Here is a 15,553-nt window from a genome sequence, read left to right as displayed (position 1 = left end):
CGACGAGCGTAGGCCGTCGTGGCCGTGCTCGTCCGCCCGACGAGGAGCATCGCGACGAGCACGCCCGAGACGGCGAGGACGACGAGCAGGACGCGCGGGAGGGGAGAGGTCAGGGACGTCGGTCTCACGGGGTGCCTGCCTGGTCGGTGGGGTCGGGGTCGGGCGTGCCCGTGGGATCCGCGAGCCCCGCGGCCTCCTTGAAGGCGGACGTGAAGGCGGCACGGGACGCGCCGTCGTCGAGCGCGAGGCGGGCGGTGACGAGACGTTCGGCCTCCGTGGGGTCCACGCCGTCCTCGGCGAGCGCGGCCAGGAGCAGGCTCTGTCCGCGGCTCGCCAGGACGACCTGCTCGGCGTGGCCATCCGCCGCCGCCTCGTCGACGGCCATCTGCACCCGGCCGTCGAGGCTCACGAGGTAGTCGCCGGTGACGGTGAGCACGGGAGCGGCGGCGGCCGCCGCTCCCTGCGTCGGGACGAGGAGCCCGAGCGCCGTCATGAGGGTCGACACCTGGGCCGCGTACCGCGCGTTCCCGTCCTCGGCGTGCTCGAGCGCTGCCCGGTGCATGCTGCCGGCGATGACCCCGGCGTCGGACACCGCGTGGCCGTGGGCGTGCAGGAAGGCGTCGACGACGGAGACCGTCTCCGCCCGCCCGCGGACGTCCGAGCCCGGTGCGAGGACGGCGGCCGCCGTCCGCTCGTGGTGCTCGAGCATCTCGCGTTGCCACCGTGCCGTCCCCGCCTCGCCGGCCATCGTGGCGGACAGCACGTCGCTGAGGCCCTGCGGTTCGAGGTACGGCAGGTGACGGCCGGCGATGCCCGGGAACGCGGCGTCGTGAGCGTCGGGCAGCGCCGTCCACGTCCCGACCGCGGGGAAGTCGTCCATGGCGTTGACGTTGCGGTCGAACGCGTCGATGTAGGGCGCGTACGCGTCGGCGAGGCGGCGCTGCGCCGTCTCCGAGAGGTCGGGGGGAAGCAGGCCTCGCGCGGCGAGCAGGCCGTCGTGCGCGAGCAGGCCGCCGGGCAGGTCGATCGTCGCCCGGGACAGGACGAGGGCAGCGGCCCGCTGGTGGTCGGGCTCCGCCTCGCCGAGGAGCACGGCCGACCGCAGCAGCGCCGTCACGCCGTCGCCACCGTCGGCCCACCCGCCGGCGGGCTGGGTGCCGAACCACAGCGCCGACCGCGCCGCTGCGAGCACCTTGTCGCCGTCGCCGTCGAGGTACCGCAACGACTCCTCCGACGACGCGGCCATCCCCTCGAGCGCGGCGGCGGTCAGGTGCGTCGTGTCCCGCTCGAACGGGATCGGGGCCAGCGGGTCGGGGTGGGCCGCGAGGTCGCGCCGCACCGCCTCGATCCGCCGGACGGCGCCCGCGTGCACGCGGGGGTGCACGTGCGCTCCGGCGAGGAGCAGCGTCGCGGTGGACGACCACCCGACCGGGATGGTCTGCGTCCCGAGGTCGTCCACGACCCGCGCTCCGAGCGCCTCCTGCTCCTCGGGCGGCAGCGTGGAGGTCCACGCGCCGAAGCTCGACCGCACCGCCGCGGCGACAGCCCCGGCGGGCGACGTACGGTCCAGCACCGACCCGTCGACACCGACCGCGCTGCCCTCCTCGCCGAGCAGCACGTACAGGTCCGCGGGCGGCGTCTCGTCGTAGAACGTCGCCCAGAACGCGGGGTCGTCGCCGGCTCTGTCGATCTGCCGGGCCAGCTCGGCCACCGCCGCGTCGCGCTCCGCGCCGTGGACGCTGCGGTCCACGACGCCGTCGACCAGACGGGCCGCGGCCAGCCCCGCGGCCGACGCCTGGAACGCCGCGAGGTCGTCGCCGGTCCCGACCCAGGCCCGCACCGCGGCGGAGTCGTGCAGCGGGACGATCCGCGCCGTGGTGCTCGCGGCGTCCTCCTGCTTCGCGTCGCGGGCGCGACGCCAGGCGTCCTCCGCGCGCCGGGCGTCGTCGCGCGCGGCCTCGGCCTGAGCCCGGGCGCGCACGGCGCGGTCCGCGGTGAACGGGTCGCCGACCCGGGTCGGGTCCCAGGCCGCCTCGACCCGGGCGGCTCGCTCCTCGGCGTCCCAGCGCTCCTGGGCGGCGAGGGCGGCCTCCCGGCCGAGGACCGCGAGCGCCGCGGCGGTCTGCCGCTCGGCGAGCCGCTCCGCGTAGTCGCGCAGCGCGTCGCCCGCCGCGCCGAGGAGGGCCGCCTGCGTGCGCGCGCGGGCGACGAGGTCGTCGACGTGCCCCAGGGCGAGGGTGACGGCCGTGCTGCGCTGACCTGTGAGGACGTCGCGCACGGGCGCGAGACCGTCGCCGGTCGTCGTCAGCGCGGCCTGCACCCGGGCGAAGGCGTCCGCCGTGGCGCGCAGCGTGGACGGGTCGCCCGTGAGCGGGCGGAACTCGGTGTCGGTCACCGGCACACCGCCCGTGCCTGGAGGGGGCCGGCGGGCGCGGCGGGCACGAGGACCGCGGCGAGGTCCTGCGTCGTCAGCGACTCCGCGCCGTCCAGGACGGCGGCCGCGCCGCGCAGCGCGACGGCGAGCGCGTCGAGGTCCGCGAGCAGGGCGCGGTGCGCGGGTGCCCACGTGCGGTGCAGCTCCGTCAGCGCGGCGGCGAGGGTCACGTCACCCGTCGCGGCGGCCGTGCCGCCCTGCGGTCCTGCCACGGCGAGCAGCGCCCCGGCGACACCTGCCGTCCGCGCTGCCGCGAGGGCGAGCGCGTCCGTGTCGACGTCGACGTGCGCCATCGCGCCCCCTGACCGGTCCACCGCGCGAGCCGTGTGCCCGCGTCGCGCCGCGACCGTAGCAACGCGGCACGAACCTCCGCAGGCGTCATCCACAGGCCCTGCCGAGCACGAGGTCGCTGCCGGTATCAGGCCGATACCGGCAGCAACCTCGTGCTCGGCGACGCGGTCGTCAGCGGTTCAGCGGGTCAGCCGCAGCTCGTCGCGGGGTACGCCGCCGTCGTGACGGTCTGGATGCCCTGGCCGTCGACGTTCTTGTACGCGGTGAGCGTGGCCTCGCCCGCGGCGAGGTCCGCGGCCTTCGCCGGGATGGTGTGCTTCACCGTCTTCCCGGCCGGGACCTTGGTGAACTTGTAGCCGCCCGCCGGGCTGGCGACGCGCACGTCGATCGCCACGGAGTCGCTGTTGGTGATCGCGACGGTGAGCTCGGCCTTCTTCGCCTTGCACGCGGGCGTCGCGGTCCCGGAGAACAGCACGGCGGTGCTGCCGGGCGTGGCGCCGACCGTCTCCGCGGTCGTCGACTGGTCGAACGACGGCGACCCGTACGTCGCGAACCAGCCGCGCGCCGTCTCGAGGTCCTCGGTGAAGGCGCGCGAGAGCAGGAGCAGCAGCCGGGCCTTGATCGCAGTGAGGTCGCCGCCCGCGATGACCCCGTTCCCCGCGCCGTACGACGACCCGGACCCGGTGCGCGTCGTCGAGACGAACCACACGCCCTCGCCGATCGCGGCGGAGCGCGCCTGGCTCATGGCCGAGGAGATGCCGCCCGCGCCGGTGCCCGCCGTGACGATGCCCTGCACGCCCGCGTCCGCGAACGCGGTGACGGCCTCGCCGCCGGCCTGCTGGTAGGACATGAGGATCTCGGTGCGCGGCAGGTCGTCGGGCGCGACGTCGTCGAGGTCGAACGGCGTGAACCAGTCCTCCGTGTCGCACGTCAGGACGCGAGCGGGGGCGCGGCCCAGCGTGATGCGGTCGCCGTCGATCCAGCCGAGCACGCCGTACTCGCGCGACTGGAAGGTGTCCGTCCGGTACGAGTTCGTCTTCGTCACCTCGCGCGCCGCCTGGATCTCGTCGTTGAGCATGAGCACGGTGCCGAAGCAGTACGTCTGCTGCGACGCGGCGACCTTGATCGCGTTGTACAGGTTCGCGGGCGCGTCGGTGCCGAACACCAGGTCCGTCTCCGGGCCGTCGCCCGCACCCCACGGACGCATCGAGCCGGACGTGACGACGGGCTTGCGCGACTGCACGGTGAGGTCCAGCCAGTAGGCGAACTCCTCCTGCGTGTCCGTGCCGGTGGTCACGACGACGGCGTCCGCCGTCTCGAGCTGCTTCTCGACCTCCTGCGTCAGCGCGTGGAACTGCGCGATCGAGTACCCCGACGAGCCGGCGTTGCCGAACTGCACCGCCGAGACGTCGGCGACGGCGTCGAGCTCGGGGCGGAGAGCGTCGAGCATGTCCTCCATGAGGTACGAGCCGGAGCGGTAGCTCGTGAAGGTCTCGCGGCCCGAGGCCTTGCCCGAGATCGTCCCGCCGGTGCCGACGACGACGACCTTCGGCCTCGCGTCGGGCTCGTTCGCCGTCGCGGTCGCGGTCGCGTACCGGGTGGAGGAGATGCCGAGCGGGTTGGTCGCCGTCGGCGCGCCCGCGGCGACGACGGGGGGCTGCGCGCCGGCGGCGCGCGCCGCGGCCGCGGTCGCGCGCGAGTCGGCGACGCCGTACGCGACGGTCGCGACGACGGCCGCGAGCGCGAGCACGACGGCGACGACGAGCGCGACGACGCGCCCGGAGAGGGTCAGGGTGAACGTTCTCACGAAGGGCCTTCCGTCGAGGGAGCCTGGCTCGCCCGACGCTAGGGGCCGGGTGTTGCCGGGCCGTTGCCCGGACGTAAGAACTGACGACCGGTCGCCCGGCGCTGTATCACCGGGGCCCCGCGGCGCATCTCTCCGGGTGGACGGGCGTCCCCCGCCTCGAGACGCGTGGGTGGACGGACGCCGGTCCACCACGGGCACGGCCCTCGGGAGGACCCATGGACGAGCGCGACGCCGCGCTGGACCGGGCGCACCAGCACGCGACGACCTGGCTGCACGCCCTCGCGACGCGGCCCGTGCCCCCGCAGGCGACGGTCGACGACGTCGTCGCCGCCCTCGGCACCGACCTCCCCGACCGCCCGACGCCGGCCGCGGACGTCGTCGACCACCTCGCCACCGCGTGCGGCCCCGGCCTCACCGCGATGCCGTCGGGCCGCTTCTACGGCATGGTCATCGGCGGCAGCCACCCGGCCGCGCTCGCCGCCGACTGGCTCACGAGCGCGTGGGACCAGAACGCCGCCCTGCGCGCCCTCACCCCCGCGCACACCGCGGTCGAGGACGTCGCGAGCGCGTGGCTGCTCGACCTCCTCGGCCTCCCCACCTCGAGCGCGGTCGGGTTCGTCACCGGCGCGACGACCGCGAACTTCACGGCGCTCGCGGCCGCGCGCACCGAGGTGCTGCGCCGCGTGGGCCGAGACGTGCGCCGCGACGGGCTGACGGGCGCGCCGCGCGTGCGCGTGCTCGTGGGCGCCGAGCGCCACGAGTCGGTCGACCTCGCGCTGTCCTACCTCGGCCTGGGCGCACCCGAGGTCGTGGCGGCGGACGACCAGGGCCGCATCTCGGCCGCGGCGCTCGCGGCCGCGCTCGACGACGCGCCGCAGCGTGCCGACGACGGCGCCGACGACGGCGCCGACGACGGCGCCGGGGGCGGCGCGGGGGACACGGTCCCCACGATCGTCGTCCTGCAGGCGGGCAACGTGCACTCGGGTGCGTTCGACCCGTTCGCCGACGTGGTCGACGTCGCGCACCGGCACGGCGCGTGGGTGCACGTGGACGGCGCGTTCGGCCTCTTCGCGGCGGCGTCGCCCGCGCTGCGCCACCTCGTCGCCGGGTACGAAGGTGCCGACTCCTGGGCGACCGACGCGCACAAGACGCTCAACGTGCCCTACGACTGCGGCCTCGCGATCGTCGCCGACCCCGTGCCGCTGCGCGCGGCGATGGGGATGCACGGGGACTACCTCATCCAGAGCGAGGCCGGCGACCCGCTCGACAAGGTGCCCGAGCTGTCGCGCCGCGGCCGGGCCTTCCCGGTGTGGGCGGTGCTGCGCGCGCTCGGCCGCTCGGGCGTCGCCGACCTCGTCGACGGCTTCGTGCGGCACGCGGCCGCGTTCGCCGACGGGCTGCGCGCGATCGACGGCGCGCGCGTGCTCAACGACGTCGTCTTCACGCAGGTGTGCGCGTCCTTCGGCGACGACGCGCGGACCCAGGACGTCGTGCGGCGACTCCTCGACGACGGCACGGCGTGGATGTCCGGCTCGCGCTGGCACGGCAGGTCCGTGCTCCGCATCTCCGTGAGCGGATGGGCCACGACGGACGACGACGTCCGCACGAGCCTCGCCGCGCTGGACCGCGCGGCGAGCGTCTGACCGTCAGGCGTGCGTGGCGGCGCCGACGACCGAGAGCAGCTGCAGCTTCTCGTAGCTCTCGCTGCCCGGCACGGCGGTGTACACGAGCAGCAGGTGCGACTGCTGCGGGTCGACGAGCGTCTGGCAGTGCAGCTCCAGCGGGCCGACCTCGGGATGGACGAAGCGCTTGGTCTCCTCGAGACGGCGGCGCTGGCCGACCTCGTGCGCGTCCCACAGGTGCCGCAGCTCCTCGCTGCGCGCGAGGGCGAGCTCGGCCAGGCGAGCCGCCCGGGATCCGGGGCCGCGCAGCGTGACGAGCTCGCGCAGGTGCGAGGCGTACACCCGGGACAGGACCGGCTGGTCCTCGGCGGGGTAGAGGTCGCGGCTCGCGGGCTCGGTGAACCACCGGTAGCCCAGGCTGCGGGACGGCCCGGTGTACCGGGTGGTGTCCCCCGTGAGGGCCACGCCGAGCGGCGTCTGCCGCAGCGTCTCGCCGAGCTCGGTGACGATCTCCGCGGGGGTGTCGACCAGGCGGTCGAGGATGCGCAGCAGGCCCGGGCTGACGTGGTCGCCGAGCGCGTCGCCGCGCGCGGGCGGGTGGTGGCCGGCGAGGCGGAAGAGGTGGTCGCGCTCGTCGAGGCTGAGGTGCAGCCCCTGGGCGATCGACGCCACCATCTGCTCCGACGGGTGGGGTCCGCGCTCCTGCTCCAGGCGCGCGTAGTAGTCCGTCGACATGTGGCACAGCGTCGCGATCTCCTCGCGGCGCAGCCCCGCGGTCCGGCGCCGGCGCCCGCGCGGGAGGCCGACGTCCTCGGGCTGCAGCGCGTGCCGGCGGCGGCGGAGGAAGTCCGCCAGTCCTGGCCTGTCGATCACCGGTCGTCTCCTTCGGCTGGGTGGTCCTCGTTTCTACCGCGCCGACGCACCCCTGAGCCACGGTCTGCCGATCCCCCCTTGCGCCGGCGCGCTCCCGCCGGGCGGCGACCGTCAGGCAGGGACCGGCAGGCCCTGGATGCGGCCGGCGTCCTGGGACGAGGGTGGCAGCACGCCACCGTCCGATCCCAGGAGGAACCCATGAGCTCTGGACCTGTCACCACCGCCCTGCCCCCCGGGCTCGCCCCTCCGGGCGGCGTGCCGTGGAGCGCCAGCGCGACCGCTCGTCAGGTGCTCGGGCTCCCGGAGCCCGAGCAGCTGTCCGAGGGGCGTGCCGCCGCACGGCGAGCGCTGGAGCGCGTCGGCGGGCCGGTCGGCCTGGCCGTCGCCGCGGCTCCCACGATCGCGTTCGTCGCCACGGACGCCGCCGCCGGGCTCGGACCCGCGTTCGTCGCGCTGGCGGTCACCGCCGTCGTGGCCAGCGGGGTGCGGCTCGCCCGCCGGGAGCCGCCCGGGGCGGCGGTCGCCGGGCTCGTGGTCGCCGCGGTCTGCGCGGCGGTCGCGGCCCTCGCCGGGGAGGCGCGCGCGTTCTTCCTGCCCACCATGGTGCTGCCCGTGGTGTTCGTCCTCGCCTACGTGGTCTCGCTGCTCGCCGGCAGGCCCCTGACGGGCTTCATGGTCAACCGGCTGGCCGGCGGGCCGCGCGACTGGCCCCGGCACGCCGCCCTGCGGCGCGTCTACACCGTCACCTCGCTCGTCGGCCTCGGCATGGCCGCGGCGAACCTCGTCGTCCGGGTGGTCTTCTACCTCGCCGACGAGCCCGCGGTGCTGGCCGCGGTCCAGGTCGGCGCGACCTCGGCGTTCGCCGTCCACTTCGCGGTGACCCTCGTCGTCGCGCGCCGGGTCGCCGGAGCGCCCGTCGCCCTCCCGGTGCCCGGCCACCGCTGATCCCGACCTCGTCGACCTCACCCACCCGAACCCGTCTCCGAAGGAGCCATCGTGCCTCGTACACCTCACCTGACCCTGCCCGACCTGTCCGGGCGGCGCGCCCTCGTCACCGGGGGGAGCGACGGGATCGGTCTCGTCGTCGCGCAGCGGCTCGCCGCCGCCGGCGCCGAGGTCGTCCTCCCCGTCCGCAACCGGTCCAAGGGCGACGCGGCCGCCGCCCGCATCGTCGCGGCCCACCCGACGGCACGTGTCGTGCTGAAGGACCTCGACCTCGCGTCCCTGCGCTCCGTGGCCGCGCTCGGCCAGGACCTGCGGGACGAGGGCCGGCCCCTCCACCTGCTGGTCAACAACGCCGGGGTCATGACCCCGCCGGAGCGGCGGACCACGGAGGACGGGTTCGAGCTCCAGCTCGGCACCAACCACCTCGGGCACGTCGCGCTCGTCGCGCACCTGCTGCCGCTGCTGTCCGCAGGCCGGGCGCGCGTCACTTCCCAGATCAGCGTGGCGGCCCGGAGCGGGTCGATGCACTGGGACGACGTGAACTGGGAGACCCTCTACGACGCGCGGCGGGCCTACGGCCAGTCGAAGATCGCGTTCGGCCTCTTCGCGCTCGAGCTCCAGCGGCGGAGCGTGGCCGGCGGCTGGGGCGTCACGAGCAACCTGTCGCACCCCGGCGTCGCTCCGACGAGCCTCCTCGTCGCGCGGCCGGAGATGGGGCGCGACCGGGACACCCCGCAGATCGCGCTCATCCGCCGGCTGTCGCGCGCCGGGATCTTGCTCGGGACGCCGGACAGCGCCGCGCTGCCGGCGCTCTTCGCCGCCACGTCGCCGCAGGCCCGCGGCGGTCGGCTCCACGGCCCGGACGGGCCGGGGCACCTCGGGGGCGGCCCGGCCGAGCACGCCCTGTACCGGCCCCTGCGCGACCCCGCGGAGGCCGCCCGGGTCTGGCGGGTCTCCGAGGAGCTGACGGGGGTGTCGTTCGCGGCGGCCGTGGCGGCGTGAGCCCGGCAGCATCAGGGTCAGCGGCCCCAGTGCCCCCAGCGCTTGCCGAGGTCGACGCGCACGAGGTGCCCGTCCGGCGGCGCGCCCTCGCCGGGCAGGGCGTTCGTCGTCGCGAGCAGCCCGCGGCCGTCCCACTCGAGCGCGGCGGGCAGCGGCACCTCGACCACGGTCCGCGGACCGCCCCGCTTCACCTCGGAGATCCGGCCGCCGAACAGCTCGGCGACGTAGACGTCACCGCGGGGGCTGACGGCGAGGTCCGTGGCGCTGACGAAGCCCGTCGCGACCTGCCGCGTCCTCCCGCGCCACGGGTCGACCGTGTACACGGCACCGCGGGCACCCAGCCCGAGGCTCGGGTCCTCTGGGCCGCCCGGGAGCGTCGTCACGTACAGCTGGCCGAACGGGCCGACCTCGACGTCCGTCGGCACGGGCTCGAACCAGTACGTCTGGCCGACGGCGCACTCGGGCCACCCGACGGCGGCCGCGGCCTCCGGGGTGATCGTCGCCGGCTGCGCGGGCAGCACGGCGACCGTGCGGACCGTCCCGCGACGGTCCACCGAGAGGACGGTGTTCGAGCCCGCGTCGGCGACGAACGTGGTACCGAGCCACGACGTCGTCGCGTAGGCGTGGGAGTCCTCGATCCCCTGGTACAGGGCCGGGAACATCGGGTTCTCCGGGATCTGGGCGACGCACGCCGGGTCGGTGTCGCGCAGGCCGTAGGTCACGCCGGCGTCGGGGTTGTTCGCCTGCTCGAACGCGTACGTGTCCACGAGGACGGCCGGGTCACCGCTCGGTGCGCCGCGCCGGTCGAGGCGCAGGGTCTTGACCGCCGACGCGGAGATCGCCATCGTCTCCGGGTCCGCGACGGTCTCGGTGAACGTGAGCGTCCGGTGGCCGTCGTACGAGACGCCGGCGACCTCGGGCCCTCCTGACTCGTAGAGGACGGTCTGCGTTCCGCGGCGGTCGACGGCGGTCAGCAGGCCGGCGAAGTCCTGGGTGACGTAGGTGGTGCCGTGGTGGCCGACCGCGAGGCTCAGCGGCCCGACGAGGCCGGTGGTGACGTCGGTGACGGTCGGCGGGCGGGGGTCCGGTCGGCCTCCGCCGTGCGCGACGGCGGGGGTGGCGGCCAGCAGCAGCGTCGTCGCCGCGGCGGCCAGGACGGTGGGAACTCGTCTCATGGGTGCTCCAAGGTCCGGCGGTGCCCGGGCCTCGGCAGGGGTCGCCACGGGGGCGGGCGGGCCGACGAGACCAGGGCGAGAGGAAGGGTGTCGTCGGGCCGGACGACGGAGGCGCGCGTCGCGGGCGACGGTGCCGTGAGCCGGCGCGGTGCCGGCTGGACGGGCCTGGACGCTCGACGATGAGCGTCGCAGCCTCGACGAGTGTGCACCCGGGGCGACGATCGCGCCACGATCGTCGCCCCGGGCGACTGTCGGAGAAGGCCCGCTCGGGGCCGGTGCCCTCCGCGCTGGTGCGTCAGCGCCCGCCGCCGCGACCCACCCGCAGGTCGACCCACACGAGCCGGTGGTCGCTGCTCGGGAACGGGAAGGTGCCGGTCAGGCGCGAGAGCGGGTCGGCCTGCACGGGCCAGAACACCCCCGCGTCGCGCACCCGCAGGTCGCGCGACGGCAGGACGTAGTCGACGCGCAGGTTGCCCGGCGCGGTGTCGGCGAAGTCTGCGGTGTCGTAGCGCGGGTCGCCCTCGTGCGTCGCGTTCGCGCCGCCCTGCAGCGCCGCGGCCTCGACGCCGCCCTCGGACGCGGGCACCGGGTCCGTGATCCGCCGGTGGTCGAGCAGCTGGTCGATCGCGGCGTCGACGGAGTCGCCGTCGAGCGGGTCGGCGTTCTGGTCGCCGAGGATCACGAACGACTCGCTGGGGCGCAGCCCGCCGCGGCGGCCGTCGTCGTCGTAGACGTACCGCGACGCCTTCCCCGGCGTGACGTAGTCGGCCCAGAACCGGATCTCGTCGTGGTTGCGGCGGCCGTTGCGGTCCTCGGGGCCGTCGAACGTCGGCGGCGTCGGGTGGGACGCGAGCACGTGCACGGTCTCGCGGCCCACGCGCACCGGCACGTCCCAGTGCGACTTGCTCGACAGCCGCACGACCTGGAGCTCCTCGGGGGAGAACCAGTCGGCCGGCTCGGGCGTCGCCGGGTCGTCGGGGAGCAGCGCGCCCGGCATGTCCTTCCACCGGAAGTGCTGGAACGTGCGCACGTCGTCCGTCTCGATCGGGTACCGCGACAGCACGGCCATGCCGTACTGCCCCTCGAACGCGCCGAAGCCGAACGCGTCGTCGGGGCCGCCCACGGTGCCGTCGTCGTTGAGGTCGTACCCGCTCGGGATCCCGGTGTTCGACGGCGCGACGTACGCGTACCGGTACTCGATCGGCTCCGCGCCGCCCTGGGGGACCTCGAGGTAGTTGTCGCGGAACAGGTCGACGGCCCGGCCGTCGGGCACGAAGTCGAACTCGTTGAGCAGCACGACGTCCGGGCGGGTGCGCTGGAGCACCTCCGCGATCGTCGCGGCCTGCGGGTCGTCGGGCGTCGACAGGTCCGCCTCGAGCTCGCCCGCCGCGGCACGGTTCAGGCTCGCGTTGTAGGTCGCGACGCGCAGCGTCGTGCCCTTCCCGTGGGCCCAGCCGTGTCCGTGCCCGCGTCCGTGTCCCTGCTCGTGCCAGTGGTCCTGCCCGGGGTGCCCGACGGCGGAGCCCGCCGACGCGCCCACGGCGCCGACGGCCAGGGTCGCCGCGAGAGCCGCGGCGAGGGCGGTGCGCCCGCGCCGCGTGCTGGTGCCGGCGGATCGTGCCCGCCCGCGGAAGGTCCTGGACGTGCTGCGCATGCGGAGCCCCTCTCCTCGTCGGCGGAGCGTCGGTGCCCGCCGTCGTGACCGTCGTCCCCGCCCACCGTACGAGGCGCGGGTGACGGCCGGGAGACGGCGGGATGAACCCCGTCCGCCGGGTGCCGTCAGCGGACCGCGGGTCCGCCTCGGTCGACGGCGCTTGCCCGCGTGGGCCGTTCGCACCACGCGTACAGGGTGGCGTAGACGACGAGGGCGCCGACGACCCCGACGACGAAGAGCCAGGTGACGGGCCGCTCCCACAGCAGGTGGTCGCGCTCGACGATCCACGCGGCGTTGATGAGCAGCAGGCTGGCGAGCTGCGCCTGGAACATCCAGCGGAACGAGGACCACCGGCTGTCGAGGAAGAGCCAGACGTCGACCGCACCGGGGAGGGTCAGCACGGCGCCGACGACGCGCGCGGTCAGCGGCGTGAGCTCCCACGCCCACAGCTCGACCCCGACCGACGGCACGACGAACAGCGCCAGCCCGACGAGCAGGGCGACGGCACCGGCGGCCCCGAGGACGAGGCGCACGGGCCGCGGCACGCCGATGTCGTACGTCTCCGGTGTCCGCGGGTCAGCGGGCCGGTTGAGCAGCAGGGCGGCGAGGGCGAGGAACGGCGTGGTGGCGTACAGCACGGCCCACGCGACGAACGAGACGTGACCGTGGTGGAACCGGTCCCAGTGCAGCGCGGTCGCGACGCCGAGCAGCGTCGCGAACAGCACGACGGCGGGGAAGCCGTACTGCACGCGGTGCCAGCGCCGCAGCCGCACCACCTGGGTGAAGAACCAGATGCCGCCCACGTACGCGGAGCCGAGGAACATCGCGGTCAGGGGCGGCTCGATGGTCCATGCGAAGAGCTCGTCGGTGCGCTCGGGCAGGAGGTACAGCAGCACGACGGCGACGAGGAGGAACGGCAGGACGAGGTAGGAGACGGCGAGCGTGAACGGCAGCACCCGGTCGTCGCCGCGGTCGGCCCGCCAGAGTGTCACGGCGCCCCTCCGGCGGGCGCGGGCGAGGGGGCCCCGCTCAGCGCGAGGTCCACGGCGTCGGCGACCGGCAGGGCCCGGCCGGCCGCGCGCGCCGTCTCGAGCCGGTCGCGCGCGTCGTCGTCGAGCACCTGGTCCAGCGTCAGGAGGTGGAAGGAGAACGTCGGGGCGTTGTAGAGACCGGTCTGCTCGCGCAGCGCCTCGGCGGCGCCGAGCAGCGTCCCGGCCCGTTCGACGTCGCCGGTGGAGGCGGCGACGGCGACGAGCCCCTCGAGCCCGTAGGCGACGCCGTCGTCGTGACCGAGGCGCGCGGAGAGGCTGAGGTTCTCGCGGAAGTCGGCGTCCGCCTCCGGGAGCCGCCCCAGCAGCAGACGGGCCCACCCGAGGTGGTGCAGGGCGATGGCCTCGCCGAGCGGGTCGTGGACCTGACGCGCCGCGGCGAGGCTCTCCTCGAAGCAGCCCGCGGCGTCGGGCACCTGGCCCTCGAGGAGGGCGACGCGCCCCTGCGTGACGAGCGTCATCGCCTCTCCCCAGCGGCTGCCCGCGCCACGGAAGAGGTCGAGCGCGCGGTCGAGCGCCTCCGCGGCGCGTGCGGGGTCGGGCGTCGCGGCGGCCAGCCGGGCGAGCGCGAGCGAGACGAGCGCGAGCGCCTCGCCCCACGGGTCGTGCTCGGCGCGGAAGAGGTCGGCGCTCTCGGTGAGCCCCGGCACGACGAGGTCGTCCGGGTCCTGCCAGAACGTGATCGCGCGCGTGAAGTACAGGGCGGTCGCGCGCGTGCGGGGGGCGACGTCGCCGGGCGCGTCCAGCACCTCGGCCATCCACCGGCGCACCTCGCCGAGCCGGCCGCCGACCCACCAGTACGTGTACAGCGACCAGGCGAACGCCGCGGCCCGGTCCGGCTCGCCCTGGTCCAGCAGGTGGCGCGCCGTGGCACGCAGCTCGGCGTCCTCCAGCGCGAGGCGTGCCGTCCAGGTCCGCAGCCCGGGACCGAGCAGGAGCGGGCCCGCCTCGCGCCCGAGCTGCTCGTAGTACGCGGCGTGCCGGTCGCGCACCGCGTCCGTCCGGTCCTCCGCGGCGAGGCGCTCGCGCGCGAACTCGCGCACCGTCGCCAGGACGGTGAACGACGGCAGGTCCTCCTGGCCGTCCTCCTCGTCGCGCTGGCGCACGAGGCTCGAGTCGACGAGCGCGCCGAGCAGCGCCAGGGTGTCGGTGCCGTCCTCCGGCGAGCCGCCGACCGCCTCCACCGCCTCGAGCGTGAACGGGCCGTCGAACACGCCGATGGTGGCGAGCAGCGCGCGCTGGGGGTCGTCGAGCAGGTCGACGCTCCACTCGATCGTGCGGCGCAGCGTCTGCTGCCGCTCGGGCAGGTCGCGGCCGCCGCCGGTGAGCAGCGGCAGCCGCCGGTCGAGCCGGGCGAGCATCGCGACGGGCGGCAGCACGCGCACGCGCGCGGCGGCGAGCTCGATCGCGAGCGGCACGGCGTCGAGCGCTGCGCAGATCGCCACGACGGCGTCCACGTTCGCCGCGGTGACGTCGAAGTCGGGGCGCAGCGCCCGTGCGCGCTCCACGAACAGCGCGACGGCGGGCGCGGCGCGCGCGGCGTCGAGGTCACCGTGCCGGCCGGGCATCGTGAGCGGCCCGACCTCGTAGCTGTGCTCGGGAGAGACGCGCAGCAGGACGCGGCTGGTCTGGAGCAGGACCAGGCCCGGGGCGGAGGCCAGCAGGCCTGCGAGGTACGGCCCGGCGCCCGTCACCTGCTCCAGGTTGTCGAGGACGAGCAGCATCCGGCGCTCGTGCAGCGCCGTGGCCAGCTTGTCCGCGATGGGTCCGTCGCCCGTGTCCCGGACCCCGAGCGCCTGCGCCACCGCCCCGGGGACGAGCGCGGCGTCGTGCACCGGCGTGAGGTCGACGAACTGCACGCCGTCGGGGAACTCCGACCGCAGGCGGCTCGCGACCTCCAGCGCGAGCCGGCTCTTGCCGATGCCGCCCGGGCCGGTGAGCGTGAGCATCCGCACGGGCGTGCTGCCGAGACCCGCCGCCAGCAGGTGCAGCACCTCCGCGACCTCGCGCTCGCGGCCGATGAGCGCGGTGGGCGGCGTCGGCAGGGCGGCGCGTGCCTCCGGGTGACCGTCGTCGGCGCCCGCAGGGGTCGTGCCGCCCGGCGCGGCCTCAGGGGCGGGTGCCGGCGCGCGGCTCGCGTCGAACCGCTCGGCGAGGAGCACGGCGAGGTCCGCCGTGACGAGCTCGCCGAGGGAGTCGGCATCGGTGAATGCCGTGTACGACGCGGAGTCGTCGGACCTGATGCGGTCGAGCAGCTCGACGAGTCGGGGCTCGCGCGTGCCGGTCGTGTCCTTGACGTAGACGAGGCGCGGCATGCTCGGCGGCACGAGGCGGTACTCGTCCTCCAGCCCGGAGACGTCCTCTCCGGGCGCGACCCACCCGTACCGCTCCCAGTACAGCCCGACGAACACGTCGCTCTGGCTCAGGTACGACCGGTACAGCGCGCGGGGCGGGTGCGGTCGTGCGCCGAGCTCGAACATCACGGGGGCGAGGTGCAGCCGCTCGACGGCAGCACGGACCGCCCGGCGCTCCGGGGCGAGCTCCTTGAGCGTCGAGCTGACGAAGACGCGCAGCCGCTGGTCCGGCGTGCGGATGTTCCCCGAGCTCGGGTCCACCCTCGCATTCTGTGACCTGGGCCACAGCAGTGTCCACCGATCAGTCCGCGACGGGCCGGTGGTACGGTGCGAGAGCCGGTGGGAGG

The 15,553-nt window shown here is 75.7% G+C and carries 11 protein-coding genes; 3 read left to right on the top strand and 8 right to left on the bottom strand.

Annotation, left to right across the window (positions count from 1 at the left end):
• Positions 1–124: 124 nt before the first annotated feature.
• The 3 genes from ACFTZA_RS05475 to ACFTZA_RS05465 form a co-directional block, all read right to left on the bottom strand.
• The gene (locus tag ACFTZA_RS05475; RefSeq protein WP_378191629.1) at positions 125–2,395 is read right to left on the bottom strand and encodes a hypothetical protein; all 2,271 of its coding nucleotides are present in this window, start codon (positions 2,393–2,395) and stop codon (positions 125–127) included.
• Positions 2,392–2,727, bottom strand: a complete 336-nt coding sequence (locus tag ACFTZA_RS05470) for a hypothetical protein (RefSeq protein WP_378191628.1) — start codon at positions 2,725–2,727, stop codon at positions 2,392–2,394. Before ACFTZA_RS05470 ends, ACFTZA_RS05475 begins: the two co-directional genes overlap by 4 nt.
• A 185-nt stretch (positions 2,728–2,912) precedes the next feature.
• The gene (locus tag ACFTZA_RS05465) at positions 2,913–4,532 is read right to left on the bottom strand and encodes an asparaginase (RefSeq protein ID WP_378191626.1); all 1,620 of its coding nucleotides are present in this window, start codon (positions 4,530–4,532) and stop codon (positions 2,913–2,915) included.
• 215 nt (positions 4,533–4,747) lie between these two features.
• Here ACFTZA_RS05465 and ACFTZA_RS05460 point away from each other — a divergent pair, with 215 nt between their 5' ends.
• The gene (locus tag ACFTZA_RS05460; RefSeq protein WP_378191624.1) at positions 4,748–6,175 is read left to right on the top strand and encodes a pyridoxal phosphate-dependent decarboxylase family protein; all 1,428 of its coding nucleotides are present in this window, start codon (positions 4,748–4,750) and stop codon (positions 6,173–6,175) included.
• A 3-nt stretch (positions 6,176–6,178) separates the two neighbouring features.
• On the opposite strand, the gene ACFTZA_RS05455 is transcribed toward ACFTZA_RS05460, so the two are convergent.
• Positions 6,179–7,027, bottom strand: a complete 849-nt coding sequence (locus tag ACFTZA_RS05455) for a helix-turn-helix transcriptional regulator (protein ID WP_378191622.1) — start codon at positions 7,025–7,027, stop codon at positions 6,179–6,181.
• A gap of 198 nt (positions 7,028–7,225) precedes the next feature.
• Here ACFTZA_RS05455 and ACFTZA_RS05450 point away from each other — a divergent pair, with 198 nt between their 5' ends.
• Both ACFTZA_RS05450 and ACFTZA_RS05445 read left to right on the top strand, forming a co-directional pair.
• Entirely contained in the window at positions 7,226–7,972 is a 747-nt protein-coding gene (locus tag ACFTZA_RS05450; RefSeq protein WP_378191620.1) for a DUF3159 domain-containing protein, read from the top strand.
• 51 nt (positions 7,973–8,023) lie between these two features.
• Positions 8,024–8,974: an SDR family oxidoreductase gene (locus tag ACFTZA_RS05445; protein ID WP_378191618.1), complete on the top strand. Its 951-nt coding sequence runs from the start codon at positions 8,024–8,026 to the stop codon at positions 8,972–8,974.
• Between the two features lie 17 nt (positions 8,975–8,991).
• On the opposite strand, the gene ACFTZA_RS05440 is transcribed toward ACFTZA_RS05445, so the two are convergent.
• From ACFTZA_RS05440 to ACFTZA_RS05425, 4 genes are all read right to left on the bottom strand, one after another.
• On the bottom strand, positions 8,992–10,149 hold the full coding sequence (locus tag ACFTZA_RS05440; RefSeq protein ID WP_378191616.1) for a ScyD/ScyE family protein: 1,158 nt from the start codon (positions 10,147–10,149) through the stop codon (positions 8,992–8,994).
• A gap of 295 nt (positions 10,150–10,444) precedes the next feature.
• Positions 10,445–11,803: an endonuclease/exonuclease/phosphatase family protein gene (locus ACFTZA_RS05435; protein WP_378191614.1), complete on the bottom strand. Its 1,359-nt coding sequence runs from the start codon at positions 11,801–11,803 to the stop codon at positions 10,445–10,447.
• Between the two features lie 125 nt (positions 11,804–11,928).
• Complete coding sequence (locus tag ACFTZA_RS05430; protein WP_378191611.1) at positions 11,929–12,795, bottom strand: hypothetical protein; 867 nt, start codon at positions 12,793–12,795, stop codon at positions 11,929–11,931.
• Complete coding sequence (locus ACFTZA_RS05425; protein ID WP_378191609.1) at positions 12,792–15,467, bottom strand: DUF4062 domain-containing protein; 2,676 nt, start codon at positions 15,465–15,467, stop codon at positions 12,792–12,794. Before ACFTZA_RS05425 ends, ACFTZA_RS05430 begins: the two co-directional genes overlap by 4 nt.
• Positions 15,468–15,553: the final 86 nt, after the last annotated feature.

This window comes from Cellulosimicrobium sp. NPDC057127, assembly GCF_042670945.1.
Taxonomy (GTDB): Bacteria; Actinomycetota; Actinomycetes; order Actinomycetales; family Cellulomonadaceae; genus Cellulosimicrobium.
The sequence above is the reverse complement of the archived record's forward strand: the minus strand, read 5'-3'. Positions and strand labels throughout refer to the sequence as shown.

What these genes read in the sequence shown, in the direction of transcription:
- ACFTZA_RS05435 (WP_378191614.1), bottom strand. Translation starts at nt 11,803, where the DNA reads ATGCGCAGCACGTCCAGGACCTTCCGCGGGCGGGCACGATCCGCCGGC.
- ACFTZA_RS05450 (WP_378191620.1), top strand. Translation starts at nt 7,226, where the DNA reads ATGAGCTCTGGACCTGTCACCACCGCCCTGCCCCCCGGGCTCGCCCCT.
- ACFTZA_RS05440 (WP_378191616.1), bottom strand. Translation starts at nt 10,149, where the DNA reads ATGAGACGAGTTCCCACCGTCCTGGCCGCCGCGGCGACGACGCTGCTG.
- ACFTZA_RS05460 (WP_378191624.1), top strand. Translation starts at nt 4,748, where the DNA reads ATGGACGAGCGCGACGCCGCGCTGGACCGGGCGCACCAGCACGCGACG.
- ACFTZA_RS05470 (WP_378191628.1), bottom strand. Translation starts at nt 2,727, where the DNA reads ATGGCGCACGTCGACGTCGACACGGACGCGCTCGCCCTCGCGGCAGCG.